Origin of the sequence: Mesorhizobium sp. B1-1-8 (assembly GCF_006442795.2) — a bacterium.
GTDB lineage: Bacteria > Pseudomonadota > Alphaproteobacteria > Rhizobiales > Rhizobiaceae > Mesorhizobium.
This window is the reverse complement of the sequence record NZ_CP083956.1, coordinates 143,663-164,162: the sequence shown is the minus strand read 5'-3', so window position 1 is coordinate 164,162 and position 20,500 is coordinate 143,663. Positions and strand designations below refer to the sequence as shown.

The window sequence follows — 20,500 nt, the reverse complement described above, 5'->3', positions numbered from 1 at the left end:
CGTGGATGACGAAGCTCCGGCGGTTCGGCCAATCTCGATTCCCGCCCCTGGTCTTATGGATTTCACTCGTCAAAGCGGCCGCTTGCGTCTAGGGAGCCGGCCATGGTCCAGCCCGTCGCCCGCAATCTTACGTTCAGGAACGTGCTGCTCGCCGGCATCCTTCTGATGCTGGCCGGCGACTTCATGTTCGCGCTGAATGACGCGATGGGCAAATGGCTGGTCGCCAGTTTCTCGGTCGGCCAGGTGGTGCTGATCCGCTCCATCGGCGCCTTCATCGTGCTCGGCCCGATGATCGCCAACCAGGGGACGAGCAGGCTGCTTCACATGGAACGACCGCTCCTGCAGCTGCTGCGCGTGGTGGCGACCACGGCCGACACCGGACTGTTTTACGCCGCGGTCGTCTATCTGCCGCTGGCCGACGTGATGAGTTTTTACATGGCCGGCCCGATCTATGTCGCCGCACTGTCGCATCTCCTGCTCGGCGAGAAGGTCGGCTGGCGCCGCTGGCTGGCGATCCTGGTCGGCTTTTGCGGCGTCCTGATTATTCTCAAGCCTTCCTCGGCGGCGTTTTCGCTGTCGTCGGCCTTCGCGCTGGCCGGCAGCATCGCTTTCGCCTTCGCCATCATCCTCAATCGGCGTTTGCGTGGAACGAGTGACACGACGCTTGTCACCTGGCAGACCATCGGAACGCTGGTGGTCGGCGGCGTGTTCACCATCGGTGCCTGGCGCACGCCCTCGGTGCTTGATTTCGGCGCCATGCTTTTGCTCGGTGTGGTCTCCTGCGCCGCCCATCTGATGATCACCAGGGCGCTGAAATTGGCGCCGGCCTCGACGCTGGCGCCGCTGCACTACAGCCTGCTTCTGTGGGCCGTGGTCTTCGGCCTCGCCTTCTTCGGCGATTTGCCGAGCCCTCGCATCCTGGTCGGCTCGGTCATCGTCGTGCTCGCCGGTCTGTTCATCTTTCACCGCCAGAAGGTGGTTGAAACCGTGGTGCCGCCGGAGAACGTGCCGAAGGGGGTTAACTAAAGCAATTTCACGATCTTTTTTACGGTGCAAAATCGCCTGCCGAGCGCAATCAGCGATTGAATCTTGGTGGGATAGGCAGGATACTAATCCTCGGGAATCTTGGGCAGGGGGGAATTATGGGAAGTTTCTCTATATGGCATTGGCTTATAATTCTGGTTCTTGTCGGCTTGCCATTGGTGTTTGTTCTGAAGGCGCCGCCGGCCGGCGTCAATCGTTTCGGAGACACACCGCCTTCGATGGGTTTTGGTGAAGCTATTTCAAGTTTCTTCCAAAACTATGCGAATTTTTCTGGCAGGGCCAGCCGGTCGGCGTTCTGGTTTGCGTATCTATTCATCTTCATCGTCGGCATCGCTATGATCGTGGTTGACGCCGTCGTCGGAAATGAACTCATTTCATCGATTTGGAATCTTGCCATCCTTGTGCCGACACTTGCCATGACTACGCGCCGGCTGCATGACATCAACAGGAGCGGTTGGCTTCAACTGCTTGCGGGGTTGTTTCCCATCGGTACCATCGCGTTGATCATCTGGTATTGCAAAAAGTCCGACGAAACTGGATCGCTGAACGAAATACAGAATGTTTTCAGGTAGGATCGCCGGAAGCCGGGAACCAATCTTATCTGGAAAGCTCTAACCCAGGCGCACCGCCGCCAGATAGTTTGAGAATTCCTCCGTCTCCATCAGCGCCTTGCAGCGGGCGAAGCGGTCGTCGGCATAGGCGCGGAAATCGTCGACCGGGTTGTTGTTGGCCAGCTGGATCAGCCCCCACAATGTCCACAACAGGTCGCACATCGCCTTGTAGATGACGATGCGGCCGCGCTCGGCCGGTTTCGCCTCGCCGCCGAAATAGGCGCGCATCAGTTCTTCGTCCTGTGCCGCATCGAACTTGCCTTCGACCGAGAGGTCGCCGAGGTCCCACAGCGGATCGTTCATGCCTGAATACTCCCAGTCGACGATCCACATCCTGTCGCCGGCATCGAGGAAATTCTCGCATAGCGGATCGCAGTGGCAGGCGGCGAGCTTGATGGGGTGCGCGGCAAGTGCGGCTCGCACGCTTTCGGCCTCGCGCACCACGTCGTGATAGCCTGCGGGCAGCGCGACATCCTTGGTCGACAGCACCTTCAGATAGTCGTCGATCATCGCAAACAGCTCGAAACGGAAGGGAAAGACGGCGCCGGAGGAATGCAGCTTACGAAAGGCTTGGCCCGCCCGCGCGGGGCTGCCCGGCCTTGTCTTGAACTTTTCCGGCGACATCGTCTCGGCGGCCACGAAACGCGTCGCCAGCAAGCCGGTCGCGGGATCGACATGCAGCACGTCCGGGCTGACGCCGGCTTTCGCCGCCTCGCGCGCCGCCACCGCTTCATTGGCGCGGTTGATATATTCCTCGGTGCCCTTGCCCGGAATGCGCAGGCAGATGTCGCCGGCCCGATATACGAGATTGGTGAGGCCGCCGAGCCGCTCCAGCGGTCCGTCGAACCCGGCCATCATCGGTATGGCCGAAAGCGCCGCGCGTGCCTCATCCATTGTCATGCCCCCGCATTCTCCTGGAAACCTTATTTCCAGTCAGACGGTTCCACAGTTTTCGTCATTTGGCTATCATCCGGTCGAAGGCGACACGACAGGCGGCGGCAAATACAGCAATGACCGACAACAAGCACGATGGTGGGCTCAGCGCCGCCTACGCCGCCAAGCGGCCCGAAGAAGTCGCCGCGATCTACGACAAATGGTCGGAGACCTATGACGCCGACATGTCGGCTGCCGGCTACCGCCATCCGACGATCTGCCTGGCGCTGCTTACCCGCCATCTGCCGCGCGGCGCCGGGCCTCTGCTCGATGCCGGCGCCGGCACCGGGCTGATCGGCGAGTGGCTTGCCATCACCGGCTATCCAAAGGTCGAAGCGCTCGACATCTCGGAAGGCATGCTGGCCAAGGCGGCGGCGAAGGGCGTCTACACGGCGCTTCACTGCCTGGCGCTGGGTGGGCTGCCTTTGCCCTTCGCCGACAACACCTACGCCGGCATCGTCTCGGCCGGCGTCTTCACCTCCGGCCATGTCGGCGCCGAGGGCTTGGACGAGCTGATCCGCATCTGCAAGCCGGGCGGCGTCATCGTGCTGACGGTCAAGAACACACTGTGGTATGCGGGCTTTGCCGAGCGCATCGCCGACCTCGAAGTGCAAGGCGCGGTCGTCCGCGCCGAGGAGACAGCGCCCTATGTCTCGATGCCGGGCGAGGCCGACACCATTCCGAGCCGCGGCCTCGTGCTGCGCGTGCGCTGATCAGGCTCAGGCCTTGATCTTCTGTCCGGCCGGGTCGTATAGCGGCTCGAGATGGATCTTTGCCGGCGTGCGTTCCATCGCCACCACCAGCTCATAATCGCCGGAGGCGAGGAAATCGTCGCTGACGCCATCGGCGTTGCGCACATAGCCATAGCCGATGTTGCGCGCCAGCGTGTAGCCATAGCCGCCGCTGGTAAGATAGCCCACCGGCTCGCCATTGCGCAGGATCGTCTCGCGCCCGACCAGCACGATCTCCGGATCGTCCACCGTGAAGCCGGCAAAACGCTTGGTCAGCGCCTCGCCGACTCTCTTCTCCAGCGCCCGCCGTCCGACGAAGTCGGTGTTTTTCCTCAGCTTCACCGCCCAGCCGAGCCCGGCCTCCTGCGGCGTGTCGTTGGGCGTGATGTCCGAGCCCCAGGCGCGATAACCTTTCTCCAGCCGCAGCGATTCCAGAGCGCGGTAGCCGACCGGCCGGATGCAGTGCTTTTCGCCAGCCGCCATCAGCGCATCGAAGATCTCGCCCGTCGTCGCGATCGGCACATGCAACTCCCAGCCGAGCTCGCCGACATATGTGACGCGCAGCGCCCGCACTGTATGGCCGGCTATCGCGATCTCGCGGACATGGCCGAACGGGAAGGCTGTGTTGGACACATCCGCATCGGTCACCGCCGACAGCACGTCGCGGGCCCGCGGCCCCATCAGCGACAGCGTGCCAAAATCCTCGGTGACGTCCCTCAGCGCAACGTCCAGCCCCTGGCTAACATGGTCGCTGATCCACGACAAATCATGGGTGCGGAAGCCGGTACCGGTGACGATGTAGAATTTGTCCTCGGCGAGCCTGGCGACGGTGAGATCCGCCTCGATGCCGCCGCGCGTGTTGAGAAGCTGCGTGTAGGTCAGCCGTCCGACCGGCTTTGCGATGTCGTTGGCGCAGATCCAGTCGAGCGCCTTCAGCGCATCGGCGCCGGTCATCTCATATTTGGCGAAAGAGGACTGGTCGAAGATGCCGACTTTTTCGCGCACCAGGCGGTGCTCGTCGCCGACCGGGGCGAACCAGTTCTGCCGGCCCATCGAATAGACGTCTTGCGGCTCGACGCCCTCGGGCCCGAACCAGTTCGGCCGCTCCCAGCCGAGCTTGGAGCCGAACACGGCGCGGTGCGTCTTCAGCCGCTCGTAGAGCAGCGAGACGATGCGCGGCCGGCCCGAAAGATATTCCTCATGCGGGAAGCCGATCGTGTAGTGCTTGCCATAGGCTTCCAGCGTGCGGTCGCAAACCCATTGCCGGTCGCGGTGCAGGCCCGAGAAGCGGCGGATGTCGACCACCCAGAGGTCGAGCGGTGCCTCGCCGTCGATCGCCCATTGCGCCAGCACCCAGCCGGCGCCGCCGCCGGACGCAATGCCGAAGGCGTTGAAACCGGCGCCGACGAACATGTTGGCGCATTCGGGCGCGACGCCGAGGATGAAATTGCCGTCCGGCGTGAAGCTTTCGGAGCCGTTGATCATCTGCTTGACGCCGGCATCGGCGAGCGCCGGCACGCGCGCGATCGCCTGGGCCATATGCTGCTCGAAATGATCGTAATCGTCATCGAACAGGCGGAATTCCCAGTCGCTGGGAATATCGCCGCCAGGCAGACCGGTCGCCCAGGCCTGCGGGTTGGGCTCATAGCCGCCCATCACCAGCCCGCCGACCTCTTCCTTGAAATAAGTGCGGCGGTCAGGATCGCGGATGGTCGGCGCGTCGGTCGCCAGCCCCTTGATCTTCTCGGTGATGATATACTGGTGCCTGACCGGCTGCAGCGGCACGTTGATGCCGGCCATCGCGCCGACCTGCCTTGCCCATTGCCCGGCGCAGTTCACCACCTTGTCGCAGGCGATGTCGCCCTTTTGCGTCTTCACCGCCGTGATGCGGCCGTCCTTCATCTCGAAGCCGGTGACGCGCACGTCCTCGAACAGTTTTGCTCCGTGCATGCGCGCGCCCTTGGCGAGCGATTGCGTGATATCCGACGGACTTGCCTGGCCGTCGGTCGGCAGCCAGGAGGCGCCGACCAGGTCGCCGGTTTCCATCAGCGGCCACATGCGCTTCACCTCGTCCGGCGACAGCAGCTGCATGTCCATGCCGAAGCTTTTTGCCGTCGTCGCCAGCCGCTTGAACTCGGTCCAGCGGTCGGCATTGGTGGCGAGCCGCAGGCACCCGGTCATCTTCCAGCCGGTCGCCAGCCCTGTCTCGGCTTCGAGCCCCTTGTAGAGCTCGACCGAATATTTGAGCACGCGCGTGATCGAGGCCGAGGAGCGCAACTGGCCAACCAGGCCCGCCGCATGCCAGGTCGAGCCGGAGGTCAGTTTGCCCTGTTCCAAAAGCACCACGTCCGCCTTGTGGTCGCGCGCCAGATGATAAGCCGTCGAGCAGCCGATGATGCCGCCGCCGATGACGACGATGCCGGCGTGACTGGGCAAGGTCATGGCTTTGTTCCGTATTTCGTCCGGTAGTTTTCCAGCGCCGCGTCGAGCCGCACGAGGTTTTCCTCAGTGTAGGCGACATAGTTGATGCCGGGCGCGTCGAGATAGAGCTCGGAGACCATGCTCCACATCGCCTCGCGCAGCAGTGAGGCGCATTGCATGGCCGCGTGCGAGCGGCGGATCTCAATGTCCGGCTCCTTCATGAAATAGGCGGTCAGGAAGGCGAAGGACTCATCGTCGCTCATGCCGGCGTTGGAGGCTGCTCCGGCCAGGTCGAACATCGCCGTGTTGAAGCCGGCATATTCGAAATCGATCAGCCAAAGCCTCTGGCCGTCGTCGAGGATATTTGCCGGCAAAAGATCATTGTGGCCGAAGACAATCGGTAACAGTTTCTGCGCCCGTTCGAGCTCGTTCGCCAGGGCGAGGTAATTTGGCAACTGGTCCTTCTTGCGGCTGCCGCCTTCGTCCAATGTGCGCGCATAGTCGCGGATGACGTGGAACACCCAGAACATGAAGCCGGCGCCGGAGACATGGTTCGGCATCTCGCGATGAAAGGCGCGCAGCAGCGCCGCCACGCGACCGAGATTGGCGCGCACGTCCTCGCCGAGATAGGTCCTTGCGCCGAGAAACGCCGTCACCAGTATGCCGGGCTCGGCATAGTGCACGGCCGGCGCGAAACCTGCCGCCTGTGCGGCCTTCGCGGTCATCACTTCGCGCTCGCGAAAGACGTGGTGAAACGGATAGTCCTGGCCGAAGCGCACGACATGTCTTCCGGCAGCGTCCGTCACGACATAGTTGGCGTTGCTGAGGCCGCCCGGCAGCGGCTCGATCTCGATGCTGCCCGTCCAGCAGGGCAGCGCGCGGATGCGGTCTTCGGCGCTCACGGACTCATCCTGCTTCGGCCGGCCTTCGACATGGCAACAGCGAGGGAAAGCAGAAAAGCCTCGTCGGTGCGGGATGCCGGGATTTGTGTCCCGCACCGCACCGACGAGCCCCTTGGCCAGGTTTTACGGCCCCGGCATCCGCCCCCGCGGATTTGAAAAAGCTCGCGCCAGGCATGTTCCAGAAGATCTGGTCGGTCGATTGCGGCCCTGCCATCACCCTCCCGCGGCAGTTCCGAGCCTGTCACATCGCCGATCTCACGCCGGCACGGCCCGGCTGTCAACAAGAAGCTGTGACCTTTTTTGGGTGTTTTGCCCGAAATGCATAGGCAGTTCCTTTAAAAGCGCCAGGAATACCTTAGAATCGGTCAAAATCCAGGACGCCCACATGATCCACTCGAAGCGGCGTGGCGAAATCCTGCGGCTCCTCAACGAGGAGGGCACCGTCACCATCGCCAGCCTGGCCGAACGGCTCGGGGTGTCGCTGGAAACGGTGCGGCGCGACGTCAAGCCGCTCGCCAATGATGGATCGGTCCTCAAGATGCATGGCGCGGTCAGCCTGCTCTCGATGGCCGGCGAGGCGCCGTTCGAACGGCGCATGCGCGAGAATGCCGAGGCCAAGCGGCTGATTGCGCGCATGGTCGCAGCCACCATCCGCGACGGTGAGTCGGTCATGCTCGACACCGGCACCACCACGTCCTTCCTGGCGCGCGAGCTGCTTGGTCATCGCCGGCTGACCGTCGTCACCAACTCATCCGACATCGCCCGCACGCTGGCGACGGTAAACGGCAACAAGGTCTATATGGCCGGCGGCGAATTGCGCAGCGATTCAGGCGCCGCATTCGGCGTCTCGGCGATCGAATTCGTCAGCCGCTTCTCCGTCGATCACGCGGTGATCTCGATCGGCGCGGTCGACGCCGTCGCCGGCCTCACCGACTATGATTTGGCAGAGGCGGAGTTCGCCCGCATGGTGCTGTCGCGCGGCCAGCGCTCGCTGGTCATCACCGACCACACCAAGTTCGGCCGGCAGGGACTGGTCCAGGTCTGCGGCTTCGACGGCTTTTCCGAGCTCGCCACCGACCGGCCACCGCCGCGCGACATCGCCGCCGTGCTCGGTGAGGGGGGCGCGCGGCTCAGCATTGCGGACGGTTAGAGCGAGCTCCGAACTGCACGCATGTGGTGATCGGCCGATGGCCACTTCCCTCCATCGCCGTGGCCGTGTTTAGTCCGGCCATGTCCTTCACCATCAGACAATTGCAGTTCTTCGTCGCCGTCGCCGAGCAGGGCACGGTGTCGGGTGCCGCGCAGAACCTGTCCATCTCGCAATCCTCGGTCACCGAGGCGATCAAGGAGCTGGAGCGCTATCTCGGCGTCGAGCTGTTCGAGCGCCATCCGCGCGGTCTCAACATCACCCACAAGGGCCATCAGTTCCTGCGCCACGCCAAAAAGATCCTGGCCGACGTTTCCGATGCCCGCCGCGCCTTCCTCGGCGATCAGGCGGCGGCCGGCGGCCGCCTGCAGCTCGGCGTCACCTCGCTGGTCGCCGGCTATGTTTTGTCCGACCTGCTTGCCCGCTACCGCCGCGCCTATCCGGGCGTCGAGGTCTCGGCTATCGAGGACAATGGCGATTATCTCGAGCACCTTTTGGTCGGCGGCAAGCTCGACATCGCCGTCATGGTCACCTCCAATCTGCGCGACCGCACCGCGCTGCAGTCTGAAATCCTCGAGGTCTCGGCCTACCGGCTGTGGCTGCCGCTCAGCCACAAGCTTGCCAGCGCCGATATCATCAGCATCGGCGACATCGCGTCCGAGCCGCTGATCATGCTGACCGTCGACGAGATCGAGGAGAACACCGGCAAGCTTTTGGCGGCGATTGGCGCCAAACCCCATGTCGCCTTCCGCACCCGCTCGGTCGAGGCCGTGCGCAGCCTCGTCGCCACGGGCGCCGGCGTGGCGTTGCTGCCGGACCTTGTCTACCGGCCCTGGTCGCTGGAAGGCGACCGCATCGAATCCCGCGATATTTCCGGCGCGCTGCCGGTCGTTCAGGTCGGCACGGTCTGGCGCCGTGGCTCCAGCCTGCCGCAGGCGGCACGCGACTTCGTCGGCCTCGCCCAGTCGCAGCGCATGGTCCGCCGCTAGAGCGGGGCCTACTCCAGGCCGACGTCACCAGTCTTGCGCTTGCGCCTTGTGACGGCCTCCGCCTTGAACGGACCGATCGGAGCAACCTCGAAGCGGCCGGCGCCGGCCAGCCGGACGGCGCGCCGGAACGTCGGACAATCCATCGGCCGGGCGGCCGGACATCGGGCGGCATGACGCAGAGCCGTTCGGATCGCGGTCAGGCGCTGGATCGTCCGATCCAGTTCGTCCGCCTTGGCGTCCAGGCGCCCTCGATCCATTTTCGGCAGTCCGTCGGGCGCCAGCATCGCGGAAATCTCGTCCAGTGCGAATCCACCTGCGCGTCCAAGCGCGATCAAGGCGAGCCGTTCCAGGACGGCCGGGTCGAACAAGCGGCGCAGGCCGCGACGGCCGATCGGGGCGATGAGGCCCTTTTCCTCATAGTGGCGAAGTGTCGAGGCGGGCACGCCGGTGCGGCGCGACACTTCGGCAATGTCCATATCTTTCATGCTTGACCTCAAGTCGGCTTGAACTCGTAGAGTGCTCGCGACGATCGATGAGAGCAATAGAAAGCGAGGTCCGCCATGCCGCAATCCACGCAGCCAAACACACGGCAAGCCGCTCTCTGGAACGACGCCAGCGGAAAGGCCTGGGTCGAGATGCAGCCGATCCTCGACGGGGTGCTGGCGCCGTTCGAGAGCCTGGTGGTGGATGCCGGCTATCCCGGCGAAGGAGGCAATGTGCTGGACATCGGCTGCGGCGCCGGTGCCACGACTCTGGCGATGGCGCGCCGCGTCGGCAACGACGGCCGTTGTGTCGGGATCGATATTTCGCAGCCGCTTGTCGCCCTGGCGACGGAGCGCGCGCGGGTGCAAGAGGTCGCAAATGCAAGTTTTAAAGTGGGCGATGCCCAGGCATATGCGTTCGAATCCAGGCACTTCGATGCCGTTGTCTCGCGCTTTGGTGTCATGTTCTTCGATGATCCCGTGGCCGCGTTCATCAACATAAGGCAGGCCGCAAGGCCCGGCGGCAAACTCGCCTTTGTCGCGTGGCGCAGTCCGGCAGAGAATGATTTCATGACGACTGCTGCGCGAGCGGCTGCGCCTTTCCTGCCGCCCGCACCCGTGCCGAACCCCGATGCGCCGGGGCAGTTTGCCTTTGCGGACGGTGCCAAGGTGAAGCGGATCCTTGAAGCGAGCGGCTGGTCGTCAATCAAACTCGAACAGGCGGATCTCCCGTGTCAGATCGCCGAAGGCGATCTGATGACGTATGCCACCCGGCTGGGGCCAGTCGGCGCTGCGCTGCGCGAGGTTGACCGGGCAACGGCCGAAAAAATCACCACAGCCCTGCCTGCTGCATTCGCGCCCTTCGTGGAGGACGGTAAGGCTCGTTTCAATGCCGCCAGCTGGCTGGTTACAGCGCGGGCTTGAAATTGGTGGTATCGGAAAAATCGATACAGCCGTTCTGATAAATGAATTTGCGAAACCGGAATTTTCACAGCACTTTTGGTACAGGGAACAAAGCCGCGCCGTGAGAGCGCTGCTTGTCAGAGCGCACCGCGCTCTGACGTTTTCAATTTGTGCATGATCCTTTCCGAAAACCGAAACGGTTTCGGGATCATGCGCCAAAATGGGAGATCGATGATGAATGCATTCCTGAAGTCGTGCACGGCGCTGACTGTCGCGCTGGCCTTTTCCGGTCAGGCCATGGCCCAGGTCAAGGAACTCGGCAAGGGCGAGGGCGAGGTCAACATCGTCGCCTGGCCGGGCTATATCGAGCGCGGCGAAACCGACAAGGGCTATGACTGGGTGACCGCCTTCGAGAAGGAGAGCGGCTGCAAGGTCAACGTCAAGACCGCCAACACGTCGGACGAAATGGTCTCGCTGATGAACGAGGGCGGCTTCGATCTCGTCACGGCTTCGGGTGACGCCTCGCTGCGTCTCGTCGCCGGCAAGCGCGTGCAGCCGATCAACACCGATCTCATCAAAAGCTGGAAGACGGTTGACGACCGCCTGAAGGACGCGCCCTGGTTCACCGTCGACAAGGTCCATTACGGCGTTCCCTATCAGTGGGGACCGAATATCCTGATGTACAACACCGATGTCTTCAAGGAAGCACCCAAGAGCTGGAACGTCGTCTTCGAGGAAATGAAGCTGCCGGACGGCAAGTCGAACAAGGGCCGCATCCAGGCCTATGACGGGCCGATCCACATTGCCGACGCCGCCAACTATTTGATGTTCCACAAGCCGGAGCTCGGCATCAAGGATCCCTACGAGCTCAACGAGGATCAGTACAAGGCGGCGCTCGACCTGTTGCGCACGCAGCGCACGCTGGTCGGCCGCTACTGGCATGACGCCGCCATCCAGGTCGACGATTTCCAGAACGAAGGCGTGGTCGCCTCCGGCTCGTGGCCGTATCAGGTCAACACGCTTGTCGCTGCCAAGAAGCCGGTCGCCTCGACCGTTCCGGAAGAAGGCGTCACCGGTTGGGCCGACACCACCATGATGGAGGCCGACGCCGCCCATCCGAACTGCGCCTATATGTGGTTGGAACATTCGCTGTCGCCCAAGGTGCAGGGCGATGTCTCCGCCTGGTTCGGCTCGCTGCCGGTCGTGCCGGCCGCCTGCAAGGGCAACGAGTTGCTCGGCGACGAGGGCTGCAAGACCAACGGCTACGACAATTTCGACAAGATCAAGTTCTGGAAGACGCCGGTCTCTAAATGCGCCAGCCAGAACGACCAGTGTGTGCCTTATTACCGCTGGGTGTCGGACTATATCGGCGTGATCGGCGGGCGGTGATCTCCCTTACCCTCCCCGTCGTGGGGAGGGTCGACGCGCAGCGTCGGGTGGGGGTCTTAGCGCGAAACCTCCCCCTACCCGCGGCTTCGCCGCGACCTCCCCACGAGGGGGTGGTAGGGCGTCGTGCGACCTCTTACACCCGGCAACTGAACTGACAGGGCCCATGACCTCCGCCGTTTCCTTCAGACAAGTCTCGCGCCATTTCGGCAGCGTGCGCGCCGTCGACGCAGTCGATCTCGACATCGCGCCGGGCGAGTTCTTCGCCATGCTCGGTCCGTCCGGTTCCGGCAAGACGACCTGCCTGCGCCTGATTGCCGGTTTCGATCAGCCGACAGCCGGCTCGATCTCGATCTTCGGCGAGCGCGCAGAGGGGGTGCCGCCCTATCGCCGCAACGTCAACACCGTCTTCCAGGACTATGCGCTGTTCCCGCACCTCAATGTGCTCGACAACGTCGCCTACGGCCTGATGGTCAAGGGTGTCGGCAAAGCCGAACGCCTGAAGGCGGCCGAAGAGGCGCTGTCGCTGGTGCGCCTGCCGGGCTACGGCGGCCGTCGCCCGGGCCAGCTCTCCGGCGGCCAGCGCCAGCGCGTCGCGCTCGCCCGTGCGCTGGTCAACCAGCCGAAGGTGCTTTTGCTCGACGAGCCGCTCGGCGCGCTCGACCTCAAGCTGCGCGAAAACATGCAGGAAGAGCTGAAATCGCTGCAGAAGGTGCTCGGCATCACCTTCGTCTTCGTCACCCACGACCAGGGCGAGGCGCTTTCCATGGCCGACCGCGTCGCCGTCTTCAACGACGGCAGGATCATGCAGGTCGGCACGCCGGAGGATATCTACCAGCGGCCAAGGACGCGCTTCGTCGCCGACTTCGTCGGCTCCTCCAATGTGCTGCCGCCGGATTTCGTGCAGCGCTATTCCGGCCAGCACCGGTGGGGCAGCCTGCGGCCAGAATCCATCCGCGTGTCGCAAGCTGCGAGTGGCGACGGCGTCGCTGCGCGCCTGGTCGGGACCAACTATCTCGGCGCCACCACCAGGCTGGCGCTCGACGCCGAAGGGCTCAGGCTCCATGCCATGGTGCCGGCGGGCACGGCGCTGCCGGCGGAGGGCGAAGCGGTGATGCTGACCTTCAACCGTGACAGCCTGCATTTGATGGATGAGCCGGCATGAGAAAGGTTTGCGCGAGGCCCCCCTCTCTGTCCTGCCGGACATCTCCCCCTCAAGGGGGGAGATCAGCAGCTTGGCTGTCCCGCCAGTTCTGCAATGTCGAAAATTGGCGAAGCCGGTGGCGACGGCTAATCTCCCTCCTTGAGGGGGAGATGTCCGGCAGGACAGAGAGGGGGGCGAAGGATCGCGACCTTCCAGATAATTCACTTCAGCACGCGGCGGCCCCATGACCGTTGCCGCTGTTCAATCCAACCCCAACCCCGCCATCCTGCCGGGCGGCGGCGGTCTGCGCGGCGCGCTGTCCGACCTCTTCTGGCGCCGGCCGCAACTGCTCCTCCTGCTCATGCTTTTGCCACCCGTGCTGTGGCTGGGCATCGTCTATATCGGCTCGCTGTTCGCGCTGCTTTTGCAAAGCTTCTTCTCGATCGACGAGTTCTCCGGCCTGATCAACCGCCAGTTCACGCTGAAGACCTATGGCGACCTGTTCCAGGCCGCCAATCTCGACATCATCCTGCGCACCGTGACCATGGCCGCGCTGGTGACGCTGGCCTCCGCGATCATCGCTTTCCCCATCGCCTATTATGCGGCGCGCTATGCGCGCGGCCGTTGGAAGGCGCTGTTCTATCTCGGCGTCATGCTGCCGCTGTGGTCGAGCTATCTGGTCAAGATCTATGCCTGGAAGCTCATTCTTGCCAAGGAAGGCATCCTCACCTGGCTGCTCGCCAAGCTGAACCTTTTATGGCTGCTCGATGGCTGGCTGTCGCTGCCGGTCGTCGGCGGCAATTCGCTGTCGGTGTCCTTCACCGGCACCTTCATCGTCTTCGTCTATGTCTGGCTGCCGTTCATGATCCTTCCCGTTCAGGCGGCATTGGAACGCGTGCCCGGCAATCTGGTCGAGGCCTCGTCCGATCTCGGCGCCTCGCCCGGCCAGACCTTCCGCAACGTGCTGTTCCCGCTGGCGCTGCCCGGCATCGTCGCCGGCTCGATCTTCACCTTCTCGCTGACATTGGGCGATTACATCATCCCGCAGATCATCGGCACCTCGCGGCTGTTCATCGGCCAGGCCGTCTATTCGCAGCAGGGCACCGCCGGTAATATTCCGCTCGCCGCCGCCTTCACCGTCGTGCCGATCGTCATCATGGGCTTCTACCTGTGGGGCGCCAAGCGCATGGGGGCTTTCGATGCGCTCTGACCGCGGCCAATCCGCTCCGCTCGGCCTGAAGATCGCCGCCGCCTGCGGCCTGCTCTTCCTGCATTTGCCGATCCTTCTGATCTTCGTCTACGCCTTCACCACCGAGGAAAAGAGCTTCGTCTGGCCGCCGCCGGGGCTGACCACGCAATGGTTCGCCGTCACCTGGAACCGCCCGGACGTCTGGGAAGCACTGTCGCTGTCGGTCCGCGTCGCCGCCATCTCGACAGCGATCGCGCTGGTGCTCGGCACGCTTTGCGCCGCCGCCGTCTCGCGGACGCGCTTCTTCGGTCGCGAGACCATCTCGCTGCTCGTCATCCTGCCGATCGCGCTGCCCGGCATCATCACCGGCATCGCGCTGCGCTCGGCTTTCGCGCTCGCCGACATCCCGTTCTCGTTCTGGACGATCGTGCTCGGCCACGCCACCTTCTGCGTGGTCGTCGTCTACAACAACGCCGTCGCCCGCTTCCGCCGCACCTCGGGCTCGATGATCGAGGCCTCGATGGACCTCGGCGCCGACGGTTTCCAGACCTTCCGCCATGTCGTGCTGCCCAATATCGCTACCGCGCTGCTTGCCGGCGGTATGCTCGCCTTCGCGCTGTCCTTCGACGAGGTCATCGTCACCACCTTCACCGCCGGCCAGCAGCAGACCGTGCCGATCTGGATGCTCGAGGAACTGATCCGCCCGCGCCAGCGCCCGGTCACCAATGTCGTGGCCATGGTCGTCGTGCTGGTGACGCTGCTGCCGATCCTCTTTGCCTATTACCTGACCCGCGACAGCGACCAGATTGCGGGGAGTGGAAAATGAAAAACAGCGAATAGGCAGTAGCGAATAGCGAATAGGGAAATCGACATCCAACCCTACTCGCTATTCGCTATTCGCTACTCGCTCCTGTTCAGGGAGAATATTTATGGACACCCAGATGCTGATCGGCTCGAAATTCGAGAAAGGCACCGAAACCGAGGAGCCGATCCTCAATCCAAAGACCGGGGCGATCATTCTCAACCTGCCCGAAGCAAGTCCGGCGCAGATCGAGGCCGCTGTCAGTGCCGCCGCACATGCGTTCGTCAGTTGGTCGCGCACGACGCCGGCGCAGCGCTCAGGCTATCTCTTGAAGATCGCCGACCGTATCGAGTCGCAAGCGAAGGAGTTCGCGGCGCTCGAGGCGCTGAATTGCGGCAAACCGATCAACGCCGTGCTCAATGATGAGATCCCGGCGATCGTCGACTGCTACCGTTTCTTCGCCGGCGCGGTGCGCTCGATGCCGGGCCAGGTGGCCGGCGAGTATCTGCCCGGCCATACCTCGATGGTGCGGCGTGACCCGATTGGCATCGTTGCCTCCATCGCGCCCTGGAACTATCCGCTGATGATGATGGCCTGGAAGATTGCGCCGGCGATCGGCGGCGGCAACACGGTGATCTTCAAGCCGTCCGAGCAGACGCCGCTGACGGCGCTGAAGCTGGCGAAAATTCTCGCCGAGATCCTGCCCGAGGGCGTCGTCAACGTCGTGCTCGGCCGCGGCGACAGCGTCGGCAACACGCTGATCAACCACGCCAAGGTCAACATGATTTCGATCACCGGCGACGTCGCCACCGGCAAGAAGGTGCTGCAGGCGGCCGCCAAGTCGGTCAAGCGCACGCATCTGGAGCTCGGCGGCAAGGCGCCGGTCATCGTCTTCGACGACGCCGACCTCGGCGCCGTCGTCAGCGGCCTGCGCGCCTTCGGCTATTACAATGCCGGCCAGGACTGCACCGCCGCCTGCCGCATCTATGCCGGCAAGAAGGTCTACGACAAGCTGGTCGCCGACCTCTCCTCCGCCGTCTCGACCATCAAGTACAACCAGCCGGACGACACCGAGAACGAGATCGGGCCGCTGATCTCGCGCCGCCAGCGTGACCGGGTCTCGAGCTTCGTCGAGCGCGCCTCGGAATTGAAGCACATCGAGATCACCACCGGCGGCAAGCCGGGTGAAGGCTCGGGTTTCTTCTACCAGCCGACCGTCGTCGCCGGCGCGCTGCAGGAGGACGAGATCGTGCGCCGCGAGGTGTTCGGCCCGGTCGTCTCGATCACGCGCTTCTCGGAGGTCGACGAGGCGGTGAACTGGGCCAACGACAGCGACTACGGCCTTGCCTCATCGGTGTGGACCAGGGACGTCACGCGCGCCATGGCGACGGCGGCGCGCCTGCAATATGGCTGCACCTGGATCAACACCCATTTCATGCTGACCAACGAGATGCCGCATGGCGGCCTGAAGCAGTCCGGCTACGGCAAGGACATGTCGCTCTACGCGCTGGAAGACTACACCGCCGTTCGCCATGTGATGGTGGCGCACGGGTAATTTGTCTTCTTTGCCGGGAAGGGCAAGGCGCTAACCCGAATATCTCACCAAAAGAAGTGCATCGGCCCCGAGAATCTGAGAAACTGCTTTTGCAACAAAGAGTTATCAGATTCAGGAACGGGGTCCGATGCAGACACACTGTACTTCCGAGCAGCTTGAATTTGAAGGCTTCGACGGCCACAAAGTTGTGGCTGGTTTCGACGGCGGAGCCATTACCTCAGACGCGGGCGCCTTGCTTCTGCGTCACGTTGATCGGGCCATCGGGCTGTTCGACCGGGTGGCCTCGTGCTTCGTCGATTACCGCGATCCGGATCTCACGGTTCACAGCGTCCGCACGTTGGTCGGGCAACGCATCGCAGCGATCGCGCTGGGATACGAGGACATCGACGACCACGACACGCTTCGCCACGACCCGGTGCTCGCACTTGTGTCGGAACGCTTGACGCCGAAGCGAGACGATTGTGCGGTGCTTGCTGGCAAGTCGACGCTCAACCGGCTGGAGCATGGCCGGGTCGGGGAGCCGACGCGCTATCACAAGATCAGCTACGACAGGCTAGCGTTGGAGGCCTTGTTCGTGGACCTGTTCCTAAAAGCCCACGACAAGCCGCCGGCCGAGATCGTGCTCGATCTCGACGCCACCGATGATCCGCTGCACGGCCGGCAGGAAGGCAGGTTCTTTCACGGCTACTACAACTGCTACTGCTACCTGCCGCTCTACATCTTCTGCGGCCGGCACCTTTTGGCGGCAAAGCTCAGGCGTTCCAACATCGATGCCAGCAAAGGAGCGGTCGAGGAGGTTGAGCGGATCGTGACCCAGATCCGCAAAACCTGGCCCAGGGTCCACATCATCCTGCGCGCTGATTCCGGCTTTGCGCGCGAGGAACTGATGGCCTGGTGCGAGATCAATCGCGTCGACTACGTCTTCGGCCTCGCCCGCAATGAACGGCTGGAAACCAAGATCGCCCCGACCTTGAAGGAAGCCTGCCTGGCATCTCGGGCAAGCGGGCAGGCCGCCCGGGTCTTCCGCGACTTCAGGTGGTCGACAAAAGACAGCTGGTCGCGCCGCAGGCGGGTCGTGGCCAAGGCCGAATGGACGACGCAGGGCGCCAATCCGCGCTTCATCGTGACGTCACTCAAGCCGGGGCGCTGGGCGGCACGGGTGCTTTACGAGGAGCTCTACTGCGCCCGCGGCGACATGGAGAACCGGATCAAGGAGTGCCAGCTCGACCTCTACGCTGATCGCACCAGTGCCAACACCATGCGCGCCAATCAGCTGCGGCTGTGGTTCGCCTCGTTTGCGTATGTCCTGATCTGCGCCTTGCGTCGCCTCGGTCTTGCCCATACCCGGCTCGCCAACGCCAGTTGCGGCACGATCAGATTGAAACTGCTGAAGATCGGCGCGCAGGTGCGCGTCTCGGTTCGTCGCATCAAGGTGGCGATGGCCTCAGCGTGTCCCTATGCCGAGGAGTTCGCCCTGGCTCACGCCCGAATACGTGCCGCGGCTCTGTAATGCCGCCGGACCTGAACCCTTCTCACAAACAATAGAGGACACATTGCTGAAGACCTGACCGTCGCCACACCGCGGCGCTGATCGCCGCCGTCCTCGAACTCCACAGCCATGCCAATGGCCGCGCCGCCTCAAAGCGCAGCCCGGCGATAGATTCGGTGAGAGAAGCGGGCTAATGACCCCTTCCCGTTCGCGGAAAGGGGTCATCATTGCACGTCCGCTAGATGCGATGGCCCTGCATTCGGCAGGCAGCAGGCACTGAAACGGCGCCAGCGCCGACTACCCGGCAGCTACGCCGCCGTCCTGCCTTGCATCGCCGCTAGCGCTGGCTTGATGTTCTGGTTGACCCGGAAAACGTTGGACGGGTCGTAGGCCCCCTTCACCTGGCTCAGCCGTTCGTAATTCGCGCCGTAGCTCGCCCGCAAGCGCGCTTCCCCTTCGTCCTCCATCATGAAATTCACATAGCCGCCTTCGACGTTGTGGGGATGGATGTTCGCCCAGTAATTTCGGGCCCACTCGGTCAGTTCGGCAGCCTTGCCCGAATCGGCATCGATGGCGGCGATGACCATTGACCAGGTTGCGTCGCGTGCGTTCCAGGCGGTGTCGTCCTTGCCGACGCGGCGGACGGCGCCGTCGATCGGATAGAGATGCATGAGCGACAATTCGCTGGGCGCCTGAGCGGCCTGCGCGATATGGGTTGCGATGGCTTCGTCTGGAAGCGATTTGACGAAATCGCCCTTCCAGTACCATTGCAGGCCTTTCGGAAACAGCGGATCGAACAACGATTGCATCGCCGGGAAGGGCATCACCCCCATCCAGTTGAAGATCGGCGGAGGTAAATTGTCCAGCAGCGGCGCCATGGCCTTGCGCCCGTCCTCCTCGGTGCCGTTATAGCACGAGATGATGGCGCAGACGCGCTTGCCCCAATGCTCGCGCGGGAAGGGATCGGTCGAGGGGACGGACTTCAGCCCGACAAAGGCGCCGAGATCTTCCGGCGCATCCGGCAGATAGTCGCGATAGGCCCGCATGACGGCCGGCGCGTCCCTGGCCTCCCAGAATACCGGGCCGCCGAAGATCATGTTCACGGGATGGGCCTGGAAGAGGAAGCTGGTCACCACGCCGAAATTACCGCCGCCGCCCCGGAGCGCCCAGAACAGGTCGGGATGCTCGCTCTTGCTGGCGGTCACCAGGCTGCCGTCGGCCAGCACCAGATCGGCCTCGATCAGATTATCGATGGTGAGACCGTATTTGCGCGTGAGATAGCCCGTGCCTCCGCCAAGCGTAAGGCCGGCAACCCCGGTGGTCGAGACGATGCCGAACGGCACGGCGAGCGCAAAGGGATGGGTGGCGTGGTCCACGTCGCCCGAGGTGCAGCCGGGCGCGACCCTCACGGTGCGGGTTTTCGGATCGACATGGACACCCTTCATCATCGACAGGTCGATGACGAGGCCATTGTCGCATATCCCCAGTCCGGCGCCGTTGTGTCCTCCGCTGCGCACGGCGATCAGCAGATCGTTGTCGCGTGCGTACCTCACGGCGGTGATCACGTCGGCGACATCGGCACAGCGTGCGATCAGCAACGGGCGCTTGTCGATCATGCCGTTGTAGACCTTGCGTGCCTCGTCATAGCCGGCATCGTCGCGCAGGATCACCTCCCCGCGCAGGCTTTCACGCAGTTTTGCATGGGCTTCGTCGGTCATTGGTTTGCTCCCTTGATTGCGCCCGCGCCAAGCGGCGTCGACGCGCATTGTTGCTTCGTTTGTGCGGCCTCATCGGGCCGATGCATCGGATGGTGCAGGAAGAGCACATTGCACCGATCCGGTCGCCGCTGCTTCGCCCGAAAGGGCCAGCGGGGCATGGCCCGGGAGAGCCATGGGGGACAGCCGGAAGCTGTCGTGGGATTGGCTGTGCGGGGGCACGACCTCTCCCTCGACGCAACGATGAGCCAGGCCGTCGCCGCGGCCATCCGTCCATCGTGCTGGCCGCCACCTCCGGGCGTTCGACCGCGGCTATTCGACGATGCGGAAAATCTGCCAGAGGCTGGTGCCCGACACCACATAGGGCTCCAGCTCCTTGCCCCATTTGGCGTGTGCGTCGATCTTGGCGATCTTGGCGAAGAACTCCTCCAACCGGGCCAGGCTCTCGACCTGGTGGTGGGCCTCGATCGTCGCTTCGCGCGCGCCGACCGAACCGGTCATGAGCTGGAACTTCAGGTCGGCGAGCCCGACCTGCGACCCGATCTCGCGCTCCCATTTTCGCATCAGCTCGAGGGCGGTCTGCTTGTGACCGAACTTGGCGTCGATCTGCCATCTGGCGCTGAACATCGTCATTCTCCTCCCTGATTTTGCGGTTGAGCCCGCGGTTGACTATTCGTCCCAGGCCTGCACGACGGTCTGCCGCGCGATCAGGCCGTTCTTCAGTTCCAGCATCGCCGCGCAGAACACCTTGGTGCCGTCCGGATAGGCGCAGGCTTGCATGAAGGCGAGGTTGTCCCCCTCGGCGATGGTGGTATCGACCTTGTGGGTCATCGCCCGGCTGCAGATGTCGTCCCAAAAGATGCTGATCGCCGCGCGGCCGCGGATCTCGCGCGGCCTGCTCGGCGGATTGTTGCGGTCCACCACGCGCACCAGCGCGTCGTCGGCGTAGAAGCTCGACAGCAGCTTGCCGTCACGGCCCTCGATCGCCTTCTTGATCGCCGCGCCGTCCACTATCTTTGTCTTGGTCAACATTTCTTGTCACCATGGCCCGTCTGAG

General features: G+C 63.6%; 19 protein-coding genes. 12 read left to right on the top strand and 7 right to left on the bottom strand.

Annotated features, from left to right (window positions below; genetic code table 11):
* Positions 1-102: 102 nt before the first annotated feature.
* Entirely contained in the window at positions 103-1,026 is a 924-nt protein-coding gene (locus tag FJ974_RS00785) for a DMT family transporter (protein WP_140534653.1), read from the top strand.
* Positions 1,027-1,142: 116 nt separating this feature from the next.
* Positions 1,143-1,616: a DUF805 domain-containing protein gene (locus tag FJ974_RS00780; RefSeq protein ID WP_140534655.1), complete on the top strand. Its 474-nt coding sequence runs from the start codon at positions 1,143-1,145 to the stop codon at positions 1,614-1,616.
* Between the two features lie 39 nt (positions 1,617-1,655).
* On the opposite strand, the gene FJ974_RS00775 is transcribed toward FJ974_RS00780, so the two are convergent.
* A complete protein-coding gene (locus FJ974_RS00775; protein ID WP_140534658.1) occupies positions 1,656-2,555 on the bottom strand; it encodes a phosphotransferase family protein in 900 nt (299 codons plus the stop codon).
* A gap of 110 nt (positions 2,556-2,665) precedes the next feature.
* Between FJ974_RS00775 and FJ974_RS00770 the strand changes: the two genes are divergently transcribed.
* The gene (locus FJ974_RS00770) at positions 2,666-3,301 is read left to right on the top strand and encodes a class I SAM-dependent DNA methyltransferase (RefSeq protein ID WP_140534660.1); all 636 of its coding nucleotides are present in this window, start codon (positions 2,666-2,668) and stop codon (positions 3,299-3,301) included.
* Positions 3,302-3,307: 6 nt separating this feature from the next.
* Here FJ974_RS00770 and FJ974_RS00765 read toward each other — a convergent pair whose 3' ends face one another.
* Positions 3,308-5,761, bottom strand: a complete 2,454-nt coding sequence (locus tag FJ974_RS00765) for a GcvT family protein (RefSeq protein WP_140534663.1) — start codon at positions 5,759-5,761, stop codon at positions 3,308-3,310.
* Positions 5,758-6,642 (bottom strand): phosphotransferase family protein, encoded by an 885-nt coding sequence (locus FJ974_RS00760; protein ID WP_140534666.1) that lies wholly within the window; start codon positions 6,640-6,642, stop codon positions 5,758-5,760. The genes FJ974_RS00765 and FJ974_RS00760 overlap by 4 nt, the downstream gene beginning before the upstream one ends.
* Before the next feature lie 385 nt (positions 6,643-7,027).
* Here FJ974_RS00760 and FJ974_RS00755 point away from each other — a divergent pair, with 385 nt between their 5' ends.
* Both FJ974_RS00755 and FJ974_RS00750 read left to right on the top strand, forming a co-directional pair.
* Positions 7,028-7,792, top strand: coding sequence for a DeoR/GlpR family DNA-binding transcription regulator (locus FJ974_RS00755; protein ID WP_140534668.1), 765 nt, complete (start codon positions 7,028-7,030; stop codon positions 7,790-7,792).
* Positions 7,793-7,872: 80 nt separating this feature from the next.
* A complete protein-coding gene (locus FJ974_RS00750; protein ID WP_140534671.1) occupies positions 7,873-8,778 on the top strand; it encodes a LysR substrate-binding domain-containing protein in 906 nt (301 codons plus the stop codon).
* Between the two features lie 8 nt (positions 8,779-8,786).
* Here the strand turns inward: FJ974_RS00750 and FJ974_RS00745 are convergent, their stop codons facing one another.
* Positions 8,787-9,263, bottom strand: a complete 477-nt coding sequence (locus FJ974_RS00745; RefSeq protein ID WP_140534674.1) for a helix-turn-helix domain-containing protein — start codon at positions 9,261-9,263, stop codon at positions 8,787-8,789.
* A 75-nt stretch (positions 9,264-9,338) separates the two neighbouring features.
* On the opposite strand from FJ974_RS00745, the gene FJ974_RS00740 reads away from it, so the two are divergent.
* The 7 genes from FJ974_RS00740 to FJ974_RS00710 all read left to right on the top strand — a co-directional run bounded on the left by FJ974_RS00740 (position 9,339) and on the right by FJ974_RS00710 (position 17,749).
* Positions 9,339-10,184, top strand: a complete 846-nt coding sequence (locus FJ974_RS00740; protein WP_140534676.1) for a class I SAM-dependent methyltransferase — start codon at positions 9,339-9,341, stop codon at positions 10,182-10,184.
* A gap of 213 nt (positions 10,185-10,397) precedes the next feature.
* Positions 10,398-11,552, top strand: a complete 1,155-nt coding sequence (locus FJ974_RS00735; protein ID WP_140534702.1) for an ABC transporter substrate-binding protein — start codon at positions 10,398-10,400, stop codon at positions 11,550-11,552.
* A gap of 163 nt (positions 11,553-11,715) precedes the next feature.
* Positions 11,716-12,714, top strand: coding sequence for an ABC transporter ATP-binding protein (locus FJ974_RS00730; RefSeq protein ID WP_140534679.1), 999 nt, complete (start codon positions 11,716-11,718; stop codon positions 12,712-12,714).
* Between the two features lie 223 nt (positions 12,715-12,937).
* Positions 12,938-13,903 (top strand): ABC transporter permease, encoded by a 966-nt coding sequence (locus tag FJ974_RS00725; RefSeq protein ID WP_140534684.1) that lies wholly within the window; start codon positions 12,938-12,940, stop codon positions 13,901-13,903.
* A complete protein-coding gene (locus FJ974_RS00720) occupies positions 13,893-14,708 on the top strand; it encodes an ABC transporter permease (protein ID WP_140534687.1) in 816 nt (271 codons plus the stop codon). Before FJ974_RS00725 ends, FJ974_RS00720 begins: the two co-directional genes overlap by 11 nt.
* Positions 14,709-14,811: 103 nt before the next feature.
* Positions 14,812-16,239, top strand: coding sequence for a gamma-aminobutyraldehyde dehydrogenase (locus FJ974_RS00715; protein WP_140534689.1), 1,428 nt, complete (start codon positions 14,812-14,814; stop codon positions 16,237-16,239).
* A gap of 127 nt (positions 16,240-16,366) precedes the next feature.
* Positions 16,367-17,749, top strand: coding sequence for an IS1380 family transposase (locus FJ974_RS00710; RefSeq protein WP_140539328.1), 1,383 nt, complete (start codon positions 16,367-16,369; stop codon positions 17,747-17,749).
* Between the two features lie 287 nt (positions 17,750-18,036).
* Here FJ974_RS00710 and FJ974_RS00705 read toward each other — a convergent pair whose 3' ends face one another.
* The 3 genes from FJ974_RS00705 to FJ974_RS00695 form a co-directional block, all read right to left on the bottom strand.
* On the bottom strand, positions 18,037-19,446 hold the full coding sequence (locus FJ974_RS00705; RefSeq protein ID WP_140539033.1) for an FAD-binding oxidoreductase: 1,410 nt from the start codon (positions 19,444-19,446) through the stop codon (positions 18,037-18,039).
* A gap of 309 nt (positions 19,447-19,755) precedes the next feature.
* Positions 19,756-20,070 carry a hypothetical protein gene (locus tag FJ974_RS00700; RefSeq protein ID WP_140539032.1) on the bottom strand — a complete coding sequence of 105 codons (315 nt, stop codon included), beginning with the start codon at positions 20,068-20,070 and terminating at the stop codon, positions 19,756-19,758.
* A 42-nt stretch (positions 20,071-20,112) separates the two neighbouring features.
* Positions 20,113-20,475, bottom strand: a complete 363-nt coding sequence (locus tag FJ974_RS00695; RefSeq protein WP_140539031.1) for a nuclear transport factor 2 family protein — start codon at positions 20,473-20,475, stop codon at positions 20,113-20,115.
* Between the last annotated feature and the right edge of the window lie 25 nt (positions 20,476-20,500).